The 16,215-nt window shown below is 72.9% G+C and carries 13 protein-coding genes and 1 tRNA gene; 1 reads left to right on the forward strand and 13 read right to left on the reverse strand.

The annotated features are described in order from the left end of the window. Window positions 1-92: 92 nt before the first annotated feature. The 13 genes from H9652_RS00200 to H9652_RS00260 all read right to left on the reverse strand — a co-directional run bounded on the left by H9652_RS00200 (window position 93) and on the right by H9652_RS00260 (window position 15,917). Complete coding sequence (locus H9652_RS00200; protein ID WP_225227494.1) at window positions 93-608, reverse strand: hypothetical protein; 516 nt, start codon at window positions 606-608, stop codon at window positions 93-95. Then, entirely contained in the window at window positions 605-1,864 is a 1,260-nt protein-coding gene (locus H9652_RS00205) for an MraY family glycosyltransferase (protein WP_191794114.1), read from the reverse strand. The genes H9652_RS00200 and H9652_RS00205 overlap by 4 nt, the downstream gene beginning before the upstream one ends. Further along, window positions 1,861-2,610 (reverse strand): L-threonylcarbamoyladenylate synthase, encoded by a 750-nt coding sequence (locus H9652_RS00210; protein ID WP_404821976.1) that lies wholly within the window; start codon window positions 2,608-2,610, stop codon window positions 1,861-1,863. The genes H9652_RS00205 and H9652_RS00210 overlap by 4 nt, the downstream gene beginning before the upstream one ends. 5 nt (window positions 2,611-2,615) lie before the next feature. After that, entirely contained in the window at window positions 2,616-3,578 is a 963-nt protein-coding gene (gene prmC, locus H9652_RS00215; protein WP_191794261.1) for a peptide chain release factor N(5)-glutamine methyltransferase, read from the reverse strand. Between the two features lie 50 nt (window positions 3,579-3,628). Beyond that, window positions 3,629-4,729, reverse strand: coding sequence for a peptide chain release factor 1 (prfA, locus tag H9652_RS00220; RefSeq protein WP_191794115.1), 1,101 nt, complete (start codon window positions 4,727-4,729; stop codon window positions 3,629-3,631). 188 nt (window positions 4,730-4,917) lie between these two features. Further along, window positions 4,918-5,136 (reverse strand): 50S ribosomal protein L31, encoded by a 219-nt coding sequence (rpmE, locus tag H9652_RS00225; protein ID WP_030149966.1) that lies wholly within the window; start codon window positions 5,134-5,136, stop codon window positions 4,918-4,920. A 149-nt stretch (window positions 5,137-5,285) separates the two neighbouring features. Beyond that, window positions 5,286-7,349, reverse strand: coding sequence for a transcription termination factor Rho (rho, locus tag H9652_RS00230; RefSeq protein ID WP_191794116.1), 2,064 nt, complete (start codon window positions 7,347-7,349; stop codon window positions 5,286-5,288). A 326-nt stretch (window positions 7,350-7,675) separates the two neighbouring features. Further along, a complete protein-coding gene (thrB, locus tag H9652_RS00235) occupies window positions 7,676-8,653 on the reverse strand; it encodes a homoserine kinase (protein ID WP_191794117.1) in 978 nt (325 codons plus the stop codon). A 56-nt stretch (window positions 8,654-8,709) separates the two neighbouring features. Next, window positions 8,710-9,813, reverse strand: a complete 1,104-nt coding sequence (thrC, locus tag H9652_RS00240) for a threonine synthase (protein ID WP_191794118.1) — start codon at window positions 9,811-9,813, stop codon at window positions 8,710-8,712. Continuing rightward, on the reverse strand, window positions 9,813-11,177 hold the full coding sequence (locus H9652_RS00245) for a homoserine dehydrogenase (RefSeq protein ID WP_191794119.1): 1,365 nt from the start codon (window positions 11,175-11,177) through the stop codon (window positions 9,813-9,815). The genes thrC and H9652_RS00245 overlap by 1 nt, the downstream gene beginning before the upstream one ends. Window positions 11,178-11,423: 246 nt before the next feature. Beyond that, window positions 11,424-12,869: a diaminopimelate decarboxylase gene (gene lysA / locus H9652_RS00250; protein ID WP_404821977.1), complete on the reverse strand. Its 1,446-nt coding sequence runs from the start codon at window positions 12,867-12,869 to the stop codon at window positions 11,424-11,426. Then, on the reverse strand, window positions 12,866-14,560 hold the full coding sequence (gene argS / locus H9652_RS00255) for an arginine--tRNA ligase (protein WP_191794120.1): 1,695 nt from the start codon (window positions 14,558-14,560) through the stop codon (window positions 12,866-12,868). The genes lysA and argS overlap by 4 nt, the downstream gene beginning before the upstream one ends. Before the next feature lie 22 nt (window positions 14,561-14,582). Further along, complete coding sequence (locus tag H9652_RS00260) at window positions 14,583-15,917, reverse strand: MFS transporter (RefSeq protein ID WP_191794121.1); 1,335 nt, start codon at window positions 15,915-15,917, stop codon at window positions 14,583-14,585. Between the two features lie 188 nt (window positions 15,918-16,105). On the opposite strand from H9652_RS00260, the gene H9652_RS00265 reads away from it, so the two are divergent. Further along, window positions 16,106-16,181: transfer RNA gene (locus tag H9652_RS00265), tRNA-Arg, on the forward strand. The last annotated feature ends 34 nt before the right edge of the window (window positions 16,182-16,215 follow it).

Raw genomic sequence — 16,215 nt, forward strand, 5'->3', positions numbered from 1 at the left:
GGGGCCACGGTGCCCCGAGCGACCGGGAGGCGGCAGCCCCCGCCCTTCCCGCCCGGCCACGCAGGGCCCGAGCGGGAGCGGGAGCCGGGACCTCAGGCCTTCGGCGTGACGTACGGGATGCGGCCGCGGTCGACCGCACGGTAGTCGAGCAGCGCAGAGCCGATGACCCCGACGAGGAGCACCACGGCGAAGACGACGCGGTCGTAGAACTCGTAGTTGCGCAGGACGGCCAGGACGATCCCGAGCAGGACGATCTTGACGAGCCAGCTGCCCAGCACGACGGCCGCCGTCGTCGTCGGGGTCGAGCGCGCGGTACGCGCCATCGCCACGATCGTCGTGCCGGAGAACACCAGCGCGATCGCGACGCCCATGAGCGCACCCCAGACACCTGCGGTGCCGGCCAGGAGCGCCCCCAGCCCCACGCCCAGGACCAGGAGCCCTCCGAGCAGCAGCAGGGTGTCGCGCAGCGCGGTCCGGAACACGGCGCTGACCGCGTCCCCCACGGCGTCCGCCGAGACCTGCGCGGTGCTCGCGCCCGTGGGCTCCACCCCGCTCTGGCCCTGGTCGCTCGTCGGCTCGTCGGGAGTCTGCGGTGCGGGGGTCGTCATCGGGAGTGTCCTTCGGGGTGGGCGCGGAACGGATCGGTCGGGGGTTCAGTGGTGGTCGGCGTCGACGCAGGCGCGACCGGCGAGGCCCCGCTCGCCGCCGCGACGCGTCGGGGCGGGGGCGCGGACGGGATGCCCTCGGGCGCGGTGACCGCGTCGTCGTCGAGGAACCGACCACGGGTGCGCAGCGGGCCGAGGGTGAGGATCGCCGCCACGACGACGGCAACGACCAGCCCGATCGCGACGTTCTCCGCGGGCCAGCGCACGAGCGCGACCGCGCCGAACGCGAAGACGGCGGTCCACACGTACATGATGATGACCGCACGCCGGTGCGAGTGGCCGAGCGCCAGGAGCCGGTGGTGCAGGTGGAGCCGGTCCGGGTGGAAGGGCGACTTGCCCGTCCCGACCCGGCGCACCACGGCGAGGACCATGTCGAGCAGCGGGAGCAGGATGACCGCGAGCGGCAGCAGGATGGGGATGAGCTCGCGCTGTCGGCTCGGGTCCGAGGCCATGCCGGTGTCGATGCTCCCGGTGACCACGATCACCGCGGACGCGAGCACGAGCCCGAGCACCATGGAGCCGGAGTCGCCCATGAAGATCCGGGCGGGATGGAAGTTGTGGGGCAGGAACCCGAGACAGATGCCGACGAGGGCCGCCATGACCAGGGTCGCGAGGTTGGAGTAGTCGGTGGGGCTCGCGGCGACGGTCAGGCTGTAGGTGTAGACGAAGTAGGCGCTGCCGCCGATCGCGATGAGTCCTGCGGCCAGGCCGTCGAGCCCGTCCACGAAGTTCACGGCGTTCATCGCGACCACGATGACGAGCACCGTGACGATGAGCGAGAGCCGGGACGAGCCGATGACGAGCCCGTTGATGGGGAACGTCACGAGCTGCACGCCCTGCCACGCGACGAACAGCGCCGCGAGGACCTGACCGGCGAGCTTGGTCATCCAGTCCAGGTCCCAGATGTCGTCGGCGACGCCGAGGAGACAGACGATGAGCGCCCCGCCGACGATCGCCCACGCCCGGTCGTCGATCGCGAAGACCCCGTCGAGGAAGGGCATCTGCGAGGCGAACGTCACCGCCACGACGAGCCCCGCGGTCATCGCGAGCCCGCCGAGGCGGGCCGTGGGGATGGTGTGCACGTCGCGGTCACGGACCGCGGTGATGGCCCCGGTCCTCGCGGCGACCCAGTACGCGAGCGGCGTGAGGAGGTAGGTGACCGCCGCTGCGATCAGCAGGACGAGCAGATAGACCCTCACCCGCCGTTCGCCTCCGGGCCGCTCGCCGGCACGGTCTCGTCGGAGGGCGCGTCCTCGTCCGTCGGCAGGTCGCCGGTCCCGGCGACCTCGTCGGCGGGCTCCTCGCCGACCCCCAGGACCGGCGCGACCTCGCGGAGGCGCTCGAGCGACACCGCGCCCTCTCGCACGACCCGCAGGTGCGGCCCCGTCGCGTCGACGATGGTCGAGGCCACTCCCCCGGGCGCGGCGCCGCCGTCGAGGTAGACCGCGACCGAGTCCCTGAGCTGCACCTGGGCGTCGGCGACCTCGAGCGCGGCGGGCAGGCCCGTGGAGTTGGCGCTCGAGACCGCGAGCGGTCCCGTGCGGCGCAGCAGGGCGAGTGCGGCCGGGTGGTCGGGCATGCGCAGCGCGACGGTCCCGTGCGTCTCGCCGAGGTCCCACGCGAGCGAGGGCTGCGCGGTCAGGATGATGGTGAAGCCGCCGGGCCAGAACGCCTCGACGAGGGCGCGCGCGTCGTCGGGCACGTCGGTCGCGAGCCCGTCGAGTGTCCGCAGGTCGGGGACGAGGACGGGCGGCGGCATCTGCCGCCCGCGTCCCTTCGCGGCCAGGAGGGCCGTGACGGCCTCGGCGTCGAACGCGTCGGCCCCGATCCCGTAGACCGTGTCGGTCGGCAGGACCACGAGGCCGCCTCGCGAGACGGCGTTCACCGCCTCGTCGATCGACGGTCCCCAGGTGTTCGGGTCGGTGACGGGGTGCACAGAGCTCACGCTTCTCAGTCTTCCATGTCCGAAGGGTCCCCTGGTGCGGGGTCAGGCTCGCTCGTCGGGCGCGCGCGCCGGGCCACGACCATACGCGGTCTGCCCGTGAGGTCGTCGGCCGTCCGGATGTCCTCGAAGCCGCCGACCGCGGCGACCATGTCGCGCGCCGACCGCGCCTGCACCTCGGCGTGCTCCATGACGTAGAGGCCGCCGGGGGCCAGGAGGCGGGCGGCGGCGCGGGTCACTCCGCGAGGCACCTCGAGGCCGTCCTCGCCGAGCCCGTAGAGCGCGACCTGGGGGTCGTGCAGCGCGACCTCGGGGTCGCGCGGGACCGCGTCGGGCGGCACGTACGGCGGGTTCGAGACGACGACGTCGCACGACCCGTCGAGCTCGGCGAGCGCGGTCCGCGCGTCCCCGCGCACCAGGTGCACGACGGCGCCGCTCGCCTCGCGCGTCCGGGTGACGTTGCGTTCTGCCCACGCGTGCGCGTCGCGGTCGAGCTCGACCGCGTGCACCCGGGCACCCGGGACCTCGGTCGCGACGGCCAGGGCGATCGCGCCAGACCCCGTGCACAGGTCCACGACGACCGGCCCCTCGGAGCCCCGGGCGACGCCGAGAGCCTCGTCGATCGCGACCTGCGCGACCTGCTCGGTCTCGGGACGCGGCACGAAGACGCCGGGTCCCACGACGAGGTCGAGGTGCCGGAAGGGGGCGGTCCCGACGAGGTGCTGGAGCGGCACGCGCTCGGCACGGGCGTCGAGCAGACGAGCGAGCTCGTCGAGCACGGCGCGCACGGTGCGGGCGGGCAGCAACGAGGACACGGGACGTCCCATGACCGCCGCCGAGACGACGCGCTCGCGCGGGACGCCCGCGGCGTGCGCGAGCAGCAGCTCGGCATCCACGCGGGGCGTGTCGATCCCGGCGCGACCCAGGCGGGCCGCCGCTTCGCGCACGAGGCGCGAGACGTCGTCGGGCAGGGCGTGGGTGGGGCCGTCACCGGACGACGACGGCGGGACCACGGGAGAGGTCACGACGCCGCGGCGGCGAGGCGGGCCGCCTCGTCGGCGTCGATGGCCGAACGGATCACGGGCTCCAGGTCGCCGTCGAGCACCTGGTCCAGGTTGTACGCCTTGTACCCGGTGCGGTGGTCCGCGATCCGGTTCTCCGGGTAGTTGTACGTCCGGATGCGCTCGGAGCGGTCGACCGTGCGCACCTGGGAGCGGCGCAGGTCGTTCGCAGCGGCGGCCTCCTCCTCCTGGCGTGCGGCCAGGAGCCGGGCACGCAGCACGCGCATGGCCTGCTCGCGGTTCTGGAGCTGGGACTTCTCGTTCTGCATCGAGACCGTGATGCCCGTGGGCAGGTGCGTGATGCGCACCGCGGAGTCTGTCGTGTTGACGGACTGGCCGCCCGGGCCCGAGGACCGGTACACGTCGATGCGGAGCTCGTTCTGGTCGATCTCGATCTCGCCGGCGTCCTCGACCTCGGGGAACACGAGCACGCCCGCGGCCGAGGTGTGGATGCGGCCCTGCGACTCGGTCACGGGTACGCGCTGGACGCGGTGCACGCCACCCTCGTACTTGAGGTTGGCCCACACCCCATCGGCAGGGTCCGAGGAGCCTGCTCGAGCCTTGACCGCGACCTGGACGTCCTTGTAGCCGCCGAGGTCGGAGTCCGTGGCCTCGATGACCTCGGTCTTCCAGCCCCGGCGCTCGGCGTAGCGCAGGTACATGCGCAGCAGGTCGCCCGCGAACAGGGCTGACTCCTCGCCGCCCTCGCCCGCCTTGATCTCGAGGATCACGTCGCGTCCGTCGTCGGGGTCGCGCGGCACGAGGACCCGGCGCAGCTTCTCGGTCGCGGCCGCGGCCGCCTCCTGGAGCGCGGGGAGCTCGGCGGCGAATTCTGCGGTGTCTTCCCCTGAGCCTTCGATCAGCTCGGCCGCGGCCTCGGCGTCGTCGGTCGCGTCCCGCCACGCGCGGTAGGCCGCGACGACCTGGCCCAGCTCGGCGTAGCGGCGCCCGAGCGTGCGCGCCCGACCGGCGTCCGCGTGGACCGCGGGGTCGGCGAGCAGCGTCTCGATCTCGGCGTGCTCGGCGAGCAGGTGTTCGACGGCGGCGAAGGACTCGGTCACGAGGGTGTCCTGACGAGAGGGGTGGGTGGCGGGGGCTGTGCGGCTGATGACGGCTGGTCGCGGCTCGGCGCAGTGCCGCACGATGCGGCGCGCTCTCGCCGGAAAAGACGACAGCGCCGGTGGAGCGGGCACGCCGCCTGCCCCTGGAGAGGTTGACGGACGCCCGGACCACCGGCGCTGGAGAGTCGCTACTTGTCGGCGGCCTTCTTGCCGTAACGAGCCTCGAAGCGGGCCACGCGGCCACCGGTGTCGAGGATCTTCTGCTTGCCCGTGTAGAACGGGTGGCAGGCCGAGCAGACGTCGGACGAGATGCGCCCGGACTTCTCGGTGCTGCGCGTGACGAACGTGGAACCGCAGGTGCAGGTCACCTCGGTCACGACGTACTCGGGGTGGATATCAGCCTTCACAGGACTCTCCTCAATGGGGTGCCCCCGGGTCGTCTGCGGACAGCAGCCGTGAACCGGGAACGGGGAAACCAACAGGACATTGTGCCAGACGGGTCCGGCACACGGAAAATCCGTGGGCCGCTCTCTCGGGGCGAGCGGCCCACGGGGGATCAGACGGCGCGTCCGACCTCTTCGTCGTTGTTGATGCCGCCAGGTGTGGTCTTCTGCACCTGGAGCAGGAACTCGACGTTGGACTTCGTCTCCTTGAGCTTGCCGAGCAGCAGCTCGATGGCCTGCTGCTGGTCGAGCGCACCCATCACGCGGCGCAGCTTGTAGACGATGCGGAGCTCGTCCTGCGGCATGAGGATCTCCTCGCGGCGCGTACCGGACGCGTTGACGTCCACGGCCGGGAAGATGCGCTTGTCCGCGAGCGAGCGGGAGAGCCGGAGCTCCATGTTCCCGGTGCCCTTGAACTCCTCGAAGATGACCTCGTCCATCTTGGAGCCGGTCTCGACGAGCGCCGAGGCGAGGATCGTGAGCGACCCGCCGTTCTCGATGTTGCGCGCCGCGCCGAAGAAGCGCTTGGGCGGGTAGAGCGCCGAGGCGTCGACACCACCGGACAGGATGCGCCCGGACGCCGGGGCCGCGAGGTTGTACGCACGCGACAGTCGCGTGAGCGAGTCGAGCAGCACGACGACGTCCTGGCCCAGCTCCACGAGACGCTTGGCGCGCTCGATCGCGAGCTCGGCGACGATCGTGTGGTCGGAGGCCGGACGGTCGAACGTCGAGGCGATGACCTCGCCCTTGACGGTGCGCTCCATGTCCGTGACCTCTTCAGGTCGCTCGTCCACGAGCACGACCATGAGGTGGACCTCAGGGTTGTTCGTCGTGATCGCGTTCGCGATCTGCTGCATGATGATCGTCTTGCCCGCCTTGGGCGGGGCGACGATCAGACCACGCTGGCCCTTGCCGATCGGGGCGACGATGTCGATCACGCGCGGCGTGAGACGACCGACCTCGCCCGTCTCCAGGCGCAGACGCTCCTGCGGGTAGAGCGGGGTCAGCTTGTTGAACTCGGCACGGTTGCGGGCGGCCTCGGGAGACATGCCGTTGACCGAGTCGAGCCGGACCAGCGCGTTGAACTTCTGGTTGCGCGGTCCGGTCTGCTGGAACGACTCCCCGTCGCGGGGCTGACGCACCGCGCCGACGATCGCGTCACCGCGACGCAGGCCCGACTTCTTGACCTGGCCGAGCGAGACGTAGACGTCGTTCGGACCGGGCAGGTAACCGCTGGTCCGCACGAACGCGTACTGGTCGAGCACGTCGAGGATGCCGGCCACGGGCAGCAGCACGTCGTCCTCGGACACCTCGATCTCGTCGAGGCCCACGACGTCGATGTTCCCGCCACGGGTGCGGCCGCGCTTGCGGTCCCGGTCGCGGTTGCGGTCGCGCCCACGACGGCGGCGTCCGCCGCGCTCGTCGTACTCGTCCGCCTGACGGTTGCCCTGACCCTGCTGGTCGCGCTGGCCGCCCTGCTGGTTGCCCTGGCCCTGCTGGCGCTGGCCGCCCTGGCGCTCCTGCTGGCCGTTCTGGCGCTCGCCCTGGCCCTGCTGGTCGCGCTGCTCGCGCTGGCGCTCCTGGCGTCCGGTGCCCGCTCCGGCGGCCTCGGGAGCCGACTCACGAGCGGTCTCGCCCTCGCCGCCGCGCGGGGCGCCGGCGCCCCGTCCGGCGCGACGCGAACCGCGCTCGGGAGCCGTGCCCGTCACCAGGCCCACGGCGGCGGCCGCACGAGCGGCACGCTCGTCCGGGGTCTCTCCCCCGGCAGCACGGTCGGCGTCGACGCGCGCGACGCGGCTGCCCTGCTCCAGGAGCGGGGCGACGATGTCGGCGGCCTGGTCGGCGCGCGCGGCACGCTGGCCCCGCTCGCGGCGGGGGCGCTCGGTGCGCTCGACGTTCTCGGTCGCCGTGCGCACGGGGACCTCGACGGCCGGCTGCACGACGACCTTCTCGGTCTGGGTGTCCTTCTCCGGCGCGCGACGCGCGGCGGCGGACGCCCCGGCGGTGCGCTCGGGAGCGCTCTTCTCGCCGGAGGTGGAACGGATGACGTCGACAAGATCGCTCTTGCGCATCTTGGACGTGCCCTTCACACCGAGCTGCGAGGCGAGTGCCTGCAGCTCGGGGAGGCGCAGCGTCGAGAGTGCGCCTGCACGGGCGGTGTCGGTGGTGTCTGTCACGAAGGACCCTTCCCCTCGTTTGCGCCCACTTGCTCTGTGCGAGGGGTGGGCCGCGGGTGATCGACGCTCGGCACGTGACGGCCGGAACGCAGTGGAACCACGCGTCAGTGGTACGACGACGTCAGCTGACGTGGGCTGGATTGCCTTCTCGCGGGGTATGAGGCGCAGTCAGTGGTTGCTCTGCCGATGCCCGGGGACTCGGCGGAGATTCGTCGAGGAATCACCGAGGCATCATCACGAACCTGCGAAGGCTCAATGGATTCTACCATCCGTAGCCCCCCGCAGGACCAGTCCCCCCAGGGGCTGCGCCAGGGGGCGACGTCCGGTCAGCGCACCTGTCGCGGGGACGGTTCCGGGAGGCCCGTCGAGCCCAGGACGCGCTCCGAACGCACGCCTCCCTGGTCGATGCCCGGACGGTACGCGCGCCACTGGTCCGAACCGTGCAGCAGGTCGCGCAGCACGGCGTCGGCCTGGTCACGTTCGTCGACGCTCCCCAGCAGCAGGACCGTGGGGCCCGCACCCGAGATCGTCGCTGCCAGACCGTCGGCACGCAGCGCGCGCACGAGCTCCCACGACGCGGACATGACCCCCGCGCGATACTCCTGGTGGAGCCGGTCCTCGGTCGCGTCGAACAGGTGCTGCGGCGAACGGGTCAGCGCCTCGACGAGCAGCGCTGCACGCCCCGCGTTGAGCGCGGCGTCGGCGTGCGGCACGGTCTCCGGCAGGACGCCGCGAGCACGGCTCGTCGCGAGCCGGACGGTGGGGACCAGCACGGTCGCCTCGATGTCCGGGTGGACCTCGAGGCGCACCGCGTGCGCCCCCTCGTCACCCTCGACCGTGCTCGTCCACGCGATCGTCGCGCCCCCGTAGATCGCGGGAGCGGCGTTGTCGGGGTGCCCCTCGAACTCGGTCGCGAGCTGCAGGACCGTCGCGTCGTCCAGGGCCGCGGGGTCCGCGACCAGGGCGCGCGCGGCGACGATCCCCGCCACCACCGCAGCGGCCGAGGATCCGAGACCCCGGCCGTGCGGGATCGCGTTGGTCGCCGTCAGGTGCAGCCCCGTCTGGGGCGCGCCGACCAGGTCGAGGGCCGCGCGCAGGGCGCGCACGACCAGGTGCCGCTCGTCGCCGGGGACCTCACCGGCCCCCTCCCCCTCGACGTCGACGACCACGTCGCCGTTGCCGAGCGCGCGCACCTCGAGCACGTCGTAGCGCGCGAGGGCCAGCCCCATGGCGTCGAAGCCCGGGCCGAGGTTCGCGCTCGTCGCGGGCACACGCACGCGCACATGGTCGGCTCCGAGCTGCATCTCGCGGGACCTCTCTTCGGGGAGCTACGGGGAGTTCGGGGACGGACGGCGAGCGCTCAGCCGAGCTGGAGCGCGTCGGCGATCGAGACGACGTCGGCGCTGACCCGGATCGGCGTCACGTCGGCTCCGTCGAGCGTCTTGAGAGCCCACTGCGGGTCCTTGAGCCCGTGGCCCGTGACCGTGACGACGATGCGCGCGCCCGCGGGCACGAGACCGCGCTCGGCCCGCGAGAGGATTCCCGCGACACCGGCCGCCGAGCCGGGCTCGACGAACACCCCGGCCTCGGCCGACAGGATGCGGTGCGCCGCGAGGATCTGCTCGTCGGTCACGGCCTCGATGACGCCGCCCGACTCGTCGCGCGCGGCCTCGGCCTGCGCCCAGGACGCGGGGTTGCCGATGCGGATCGCGGTCGCGATGGTCTCGGGGTGCGTGATGGGGTGGCCCGCGACGATCGGGGCGGCACCGGCAGCCTGGAAGCCCCACATGATCGGGGTCCGCGTCGAGACCGCGGGCAGGTGCGCGCCCGGGGCGTCGGGGTCGCCGAGGCCCGCGTACTCGCGGAAGCCCTTCCAGTACGCGGTGATGTTGCCCGCGTTGCCCACGGGCAGAGCGTGGATGTCCGGGGCGTCGCCCAGCGCGTCGACGATCTCGAACGCACCGGTCTTCTGACCCTCGATGCGGTCAGGGTTGACCGAGTTCACGAGCTCGACCGGGTACGCCTCGGCGAGCTTGCGGGCCGCGACCAGGCAGTCGTCGAAGTTGCCGTCGACCTGGAGCAGCTTGGCGCCGTGCGCGATCGCCTGGCTCAGCTTGCCCATCGCGATCTTGCCGTCCGGGACCAGGACGGCGCACACCATGCCGGCCTTGGTCGCGTACGCGGCGGCCGAGGCCGACGTGTTGCCCGTCGAGGCGCACACCACGGCCTTCGACCCGCGGCCCGCGGCCGAGGAGATCGCGGCGGTCATGCCGCGGTCCTTGAAGGACGCGGTCGGGTTCATGCCCTCGACCTTGAGGAAGACCTGCGCCCCGGTCCGGGCCGAGAGCGCGGGCGCCTCGACGAGCGGCGTGCCGCCCTCGCCGAGCGTCACGATGCGCTCGGTGACGTGGGCGGGCATGCGGTCGGCGTACTCGGCGATGATGCCTCGCCACTGGTGGGCCATCAGGCTCCCTCGACTCTCAGGACGGACGTGATCTCTCGGACGGGTTCGAGCACCGCGATCGCGTCGACCGTCGCGGCGAGCGCGGCCTCCGCTGCGGCGTGGGTCGTGATGACGAGGTGCGCGACGCCGGTCGACCCGCCGTCGGCGCCGTGCGTGTCGTCGGCCCCGGGCGCGGCGGCTTCCGAGGGCTGGCGCACGGCCTCGATCGAGACGCCCTTCGACGCCAGGACCTGGGCGACCTGGGCCAGGACGCCGGGGCGGTCGTCGACCGCGAGACGGACCTGGTAGCGCGTGACCGCGGTGCTGGCCGGCAGGATCGGCAGGGCCGCGTAGGTGGACTCCTCGGGGCCCTTGCCGCCGAGCACGCGGTGACGCGCGGCGGACACGACGTCGCCGAGCACGGCGGACGCCGTCGGCGCTCCGCCCGCACCGCGGCCGTAGAACATGAGCTCGCCCGCCGCGTCGGCCTCGACGAAGACCGCGTTGAAGGCCCCGCGCACACCGGCGAGCGGGTGCGCGACGGGCACGAGCGCCGGGTGCACGCGCACCGAGACGCCGTGCGAGCCGTCGTCGTCCGTCACGGACTCCGCGATGGCGAGCAGCTTGATGACGTGACCGGTCTGCGCGGCCCACGCGACGTCGTCGGCGGTGATCCTCGTGATGCCCTCGCGCGCGACGTCCTCGAGCGAGACGCGCGTGTGGAACGCGAGGCTCGCGAGGATCGCAGCCTTGGCCGCGGCGTCGAAGCCCTCGACGTCGGCGGTCGGGTCGGCCTCGGCGTAGCCGAGGTCCTGGGCCTGTCGCACGGCGTCGTCGAACGACATGCCCGTGCTCGCCATCTGGTCCAGCACGTAGTTCGTGGTGCCGTTGACGATGCCCAGGATGCGGCGCACGCTGTCGCCCGCGAGGGACTCGCGGACGGGGCGGACGATCGGGATCGCGCCCGCGACCGCGGCCTCGAAGTAGATGTCGACGCCCGCGGTGTCCGCGGCCTTGTAGAGCGTGGGGCCGTCCTCGGCGAGGAGCGCCTTGTTCGCGGTCACGACGGCGGCGCCCGCCTCGATCGCCCGCAGCAGCAGCGCGCGGGCCGGCTCGATGCCGCCCATGACCTCGATGACGATGTCGGCGCGCGCGACGAGCCCCTCGGCGTCCTCCGTCAGGAGCGAGCGGTCGACCGACTCGGCGAGCGGCCGCGGGGCCGACGCGTCACGCACCGCGATGCCCACGAGCTCGAGCGGTGCCCCGACGCGCGAGGCCAGGTCGGCGCTCTGCTGCGTCAGCAGCCGAGCCACCTCGGACCCGACGACGCCGCACCCGAGCAGCGCGACGCGCAGCGGACCTTGCTCCTGCTGGCTGGCTCCCACGAAGCTCCTCCTCCATCACCCGGCCCGCACGGTCAGCGGTGCCGTCGTTCTCCTGGCCCTGTCGGACGCGATCACGTCGCAGGGCCCCTCGGTCCCGGTGGGCACGGCACCCTGTGCCGCACGTCCCCACCGGTCGATCCCGAGCATGTCGATCCTCGCCCGGTTGCCCGGATCCTGGGCGCTCGTCTCAGGATACGGGTGCGCGGTCACCGGGCCGCGAGGCGCCGCGCCCGGGCCCGGCGGGCGTCAGCCCAGGTCGAGCGCGAGCAGGTCGTCCTCGGTCTCACGACGGATCAGGACCCTGGTCCCGCCGTCGGTCACGGCCACGACCGGGGGCCGGGGCACATGGTTGTAGTTCGAGGCCATCGAGCGCCCGTAGGCGCCCGTCGCCGCGACGGCCAGCAGGTCGCCGGCCCGCACGTCGCCCGGGAGCAGCACGTCGTGGACCACGATGTCGCCGCTCTCGCAGTGCTTGCCGACCACGCGTGCGAGCACGGGCGCGGCGTCCGAGAGCCGGTTCGCGAGCTCGGCGTGGTAGTTCGCGCCGTACAGCGCCGGGCGGATGTTGTCGCTCATGCCGCCGTCGATCGAGACGTACGTGCGCACGGTCGTGCTCTCGGCCTCGCCGTCCCCGGCCGCCCCGCCGACCCGCACGGGCTTGACCGTTCCGACCGTGTAGAGCGTCAGGCCAGCGGGCCCGACGATCGCCCGGCCCGGCTCGATCGAGAAGCGCGGCAGGGGCGTGCCGAGGTCCGCCGACGAGGCCGCGACCGACGCGGCGACGTCCTTCGCGATGCGGTCCGGGTCGAGCGCGACCTCGCCCGGCAGGTACGCGATGCCGTACCCACCGCCCAGGTCCACCTCCGGGACCAGGAAACCCGTGCGCTCCGCGAGCGCGGCCCGCAGCTCGAGGACCTTGCGCGCCGCGACCTCGAAGCCCGACGGGTCGAGGATCTGCGAACCGATGTGCGAGTGGATGCCCAGCAGCTCCAGCTCGGGGTGCGCGAGCACCGCGAGGAGCGCGGTCATGGCCGGGCTGTCCTCGGCCTGCGCGTCCGGCGCGGTCGCGAGGGACAGCCCGAACTTCTGGTCCTCGTGCGCGGTCGAGATGTACTCGTGGCCACCCGCGTGCACACCCGTGGTCACCCGGATCATGACCGGGGCCGGAACCCCGCCCCGCGCCCGGGACGCGGCGGCCACGCGCTCGACCTCGGCGAGCGAGTCGACGATGATCCGGCCCACGCCCGCCTCGAGGGCGCGCACGATCTCCGCGTCCGACTTGTTGTTCCCGTGCAGCCCGATGTGCTCACCCGGAACGTCCGCGCGCAGCGCGACCGCGAGCTCGCCGCCCGTCGCGGTGTCGACCCGCAGGCCCTCGGCACGGACCCAGCGGGCCACGGCGACCGACAGGAACGCCTTGCCCGCGTAGTACACGTCGACTCCCGCACCGACCTCGGCGAACGCGGCCTCGAACGCGCGACGGTACGACCGTGCCCGCTCGCGCAGGTCCGCCTCGTCGAGCACGTACGCCGGGGTGCCCTGGGCGGCCGCGAGCTCGCGCACGTCGACCCCCGCGACCGTCAGCGCGCCGTCGGGACCGCGGCGCACGCCGCTCGACCACGGCTCGCCCGGCACGAAGGTGCCGGTCGGCGAGAAGGCGGGCGGCGTCGTCGGGCCTGCCGACGCGCTCACATGCGCTCCGGCGCGGACACGCCCAGCAGGCCGAGGCCGTTGGCGAGCACCTGACGCGTCGCGTCGTTGAGCCACAGGCGCGTGCGGTGCACGTCCGTGACCTCCTCGTCGCCCAGCGGCGTCACGCGGCACTCGTGGTACCAGGAGTGGTAGTCGCCCGCGAGCGCCTCGAGGTAGCGCGCGACGCGGTGCGGCTCGCGCAGCTCCGCGGCCTGGCCCACGACGCGGGGGAACTCGGTGAGCGCACCGAGCAGGATCGACTCGGTCTCGTGCGTCAGGAGCGACGGGTCGAACGCCTCGCTCCCGTCCTCACGGAACCGCGAGACCCCGTGCGCCTCGGCGTTGCGCGCGACGTTGGCGGTGCGGGCGTGCGCGTACTGCACGTAGAAGACCGGGTTCTCGTTGGTCGCCCTGGACAGCAGGTCGAGGTCCAGGTCGATGCTCGAGTCGGTCGAGGAGCGCGCGAGCGAGTAGCGCGCGGCGTCCACGCCCACGGCGTCGACCAGGTCCTCGAGCGTCACGACGGTCCCGGCGCGCTTGGACATGCGGACCGGCTGGCCGTCCTTGACCAGGTTGACCATCTGCCCGATGAGGATCTGCAGGTTCTTGCCCGGCTCGTCGCCGAACGCCGCGCACACCGCCATCATGCGGCTCACGTACCCGTGGTGGTCCGCGCCGAGCATGATGATGACGTCGTCGAACCCGCGCTCGCGCTTGTCGAGGTAGTACGCGATGTCGCCCGCGATGTACGCGGCCTCGCCGTCCGACTTGATGATGACGCGGTCCTTGTCGTCACCGAAGTCGGTCGTGCGCAACCACGTCGCGCCGTCGGCCTCGAAGACGTGGCCGCCCTCGCGCAGGCGCTGGACCGCGCGCTCGACCGCACCCGACTCGTGCAGAGAGTCCTCGTGGAAGTACACGTCGAAGTCGACGCCGAAGTCGTGCAGCGCGCTGCGGATCTCGTCGAACATGCGCTCGACGCCGCGCGCCCGGAAGACCTCCTGGGCCTCGTCGTCGGGCAGCGTGCGCGGGTCCGGGTCGCCCGCGGCGATCGCGTCGGCGATGACGGCCTCGGCGATGTCCGAGATGTACTGGCCGCCGTACCCGTCCTCGGGAGCGTCCTGGCCCTTGGCGCGCGCGAGCAGCGAGCGAGCGAAGCGGTCGATCTGCGCACCGTGGTCGTTGAAGTAGTACTCGCGCTCGACCACGGCACCCGAGGCCTGCAGCACGCGGGCCAGCGAGTCGCCGACCGCGGCCCAGCGCACGCCGCCGATGTGGATGGGACCCGTGGGGTTCGCCGAGACGAACTCCAGGTTGATGCGCGTGCCGGCCTCGGAGTCGTTGTTCCCGTAGGCCGCACCCTGGACGAGGATCGTGCGCGCGAGCTCGCCCGCGGCCGCCGCGTCGAGCGTGATGTTCAGGAAGCCCGGCCCGGCGATGTCCACCGACTTGATGCCCGGGTGCGCGGCGAGGCGCTGCGCGAGGTCCTCGGCCAGGACGCGCGGGGCCACGCCGGCCTTCTTCGCGAGCTGCAGGGCGACGTTGGTGGCCCAGTCGCCGTGCTCGCGCTGGCGGGGTCGCTCGACGTGGACCGGCGCGGGGACCGCGTCGGCGGGCAGGGCGAGGGTGCCGTCGGCGACGGCGGAGGCCAGGGCAGCGCTGAGCGCTTCGGAGAGCTCGTTCGGGGTCACCCGACGATTCTAGCGAGGGACGCTAGCGCTTTGTGTCGTCGCCCGCGGGCGACGACGTGGGCCCACCCCGCCGTGCACGCGGAACCCACGTGTCCTCGATCATGACGGGACGGCACCCCGCGACCGCGGCGACGAGGATCACGGCGAGGGTGCCGAACAGGAAGACGAACGTGCTGTCCCACGTCCCGCTGCGGCCGTAGAGGATGCCCGCGGTCAGGGGCCCGGCCCCTGCGATGAGGTACCCGACGCCCTGCACGAACCCGGACAGCGCCACGGCCCCGGCCGAGGTGCGGCTGCGCAGGTTGATGAGCGCGAGCCCCAGCGGGAACGTCGAGGCCCCGAGCCCTGCGAGCACGACCCACACCCACGTCGCAGGACCTGCCTGACCACCCATGAGCCCGCCGTACCCGACCGCGAGCATCGCGACGAAGACCACCACGAGGGGGTACGGGTTGCGCATCCGGGCTGCGAGCAGCGGCGTGACGATCGACATCGGCATGCCGACGAACGCGTACAGCGCGAGCGCGCTCGCCGCCGTGGGCTCCGACATCCCCGCGTCGATCAGGACGTGCGGCAGCCACGCGAACATGACGTAGGTGTTGAGCGAGTTGAGACCGAACATCCCCGCGACGCCCCACGCGAGCGGGCTGCGCCAGGCGCGCCCCTCGTGACGGTGCCGCCCGTCGAGCCCCACCGTGTGCTCGGGCGAGTGCTCGAGCACCGACGCGAGCTCGGCGCGGGCACGGGCCGAGCGGGCGATGACCACGGTCCACGGCACGGCCGCGAGCAGGCCCACGAGCGCCCAGCCGCCCAGGGCCGGACGCCAGCCCAGCGACGAGGCGATACCCACCACGAGCAGCGGCGGGATCGCGGTGCTCAGCGAGAGCGTCACGGTGTACGCCGCGGTCACGGCCCCGATCCGGTCGGGGAAGTACCGCTTGACCAGGGGCGGGAGCAGCACGTTGCCCATGCCCATGCCCGCGAGCGCCACCGCGGTCCACAGCAGGAAGGACGGGGCCGTGCTCGACAGCGACCGCAGGATCTCCCCGACCGAGCTCACGACCAGCGCGGCGACGAGCGTCGGCTCGAGCCCGAACCTGCGCGACAGGACCGGGACGAGCGAGCCGAAGACCGCGAACGCGATGACCGGGACAGTGCCCAGCAGACCCGCGACCTGGTCGCTCAGGTCGATGTCGGCCCGGACCACCTCCAGGATCGGGGAGACCGAGGCGACCGCGATCCGCAGGTTGAAGGCCGCGAGGACGATCCCGGCAAGGACGACGAACCGCCCTCTCCACGGGCGGCGGGCGTTGTCGGGGGTGCTGTCGGGGGTCGAGCTCGAGTCCTGGCGATCCACTCCAGGAGGGTACGCATCCGTTTCCCGGGGCACCCGTCCCGGAGGCCGTTCCGGGCTGGTGAGTCCGGTCACCCCGCCACCACGAGGCCAGGCGTCCCGGACGACTCTCGGCAGGTGGGAGCACGAACCCGCCGGAGACTGGTAGTCTCGTGCACCGTGCCGGATGCTCGTCAGAGCGAACGCATGCTGCCCTCGTAGCTCAGTGGATAGAGCGTCTGCCTCCGGAGCAGAAGGTCGTAGGTTCGAGTCCTATCGAGGGCACCACGGACCAAGCCCCTGGACCTCTCGGTCCAGGGGC

It is taken from the genome of Oerskovia rustica, from assembly GCF_014836555.1.
In the GTDB taxonomy this organism is placed as follows: domain Bacteria; phylum Actinomycetota; class Actinomycetes; order Actinomycetales; family Cellulomonadaceae; genus Oerskovia; species Oerskovia rustica.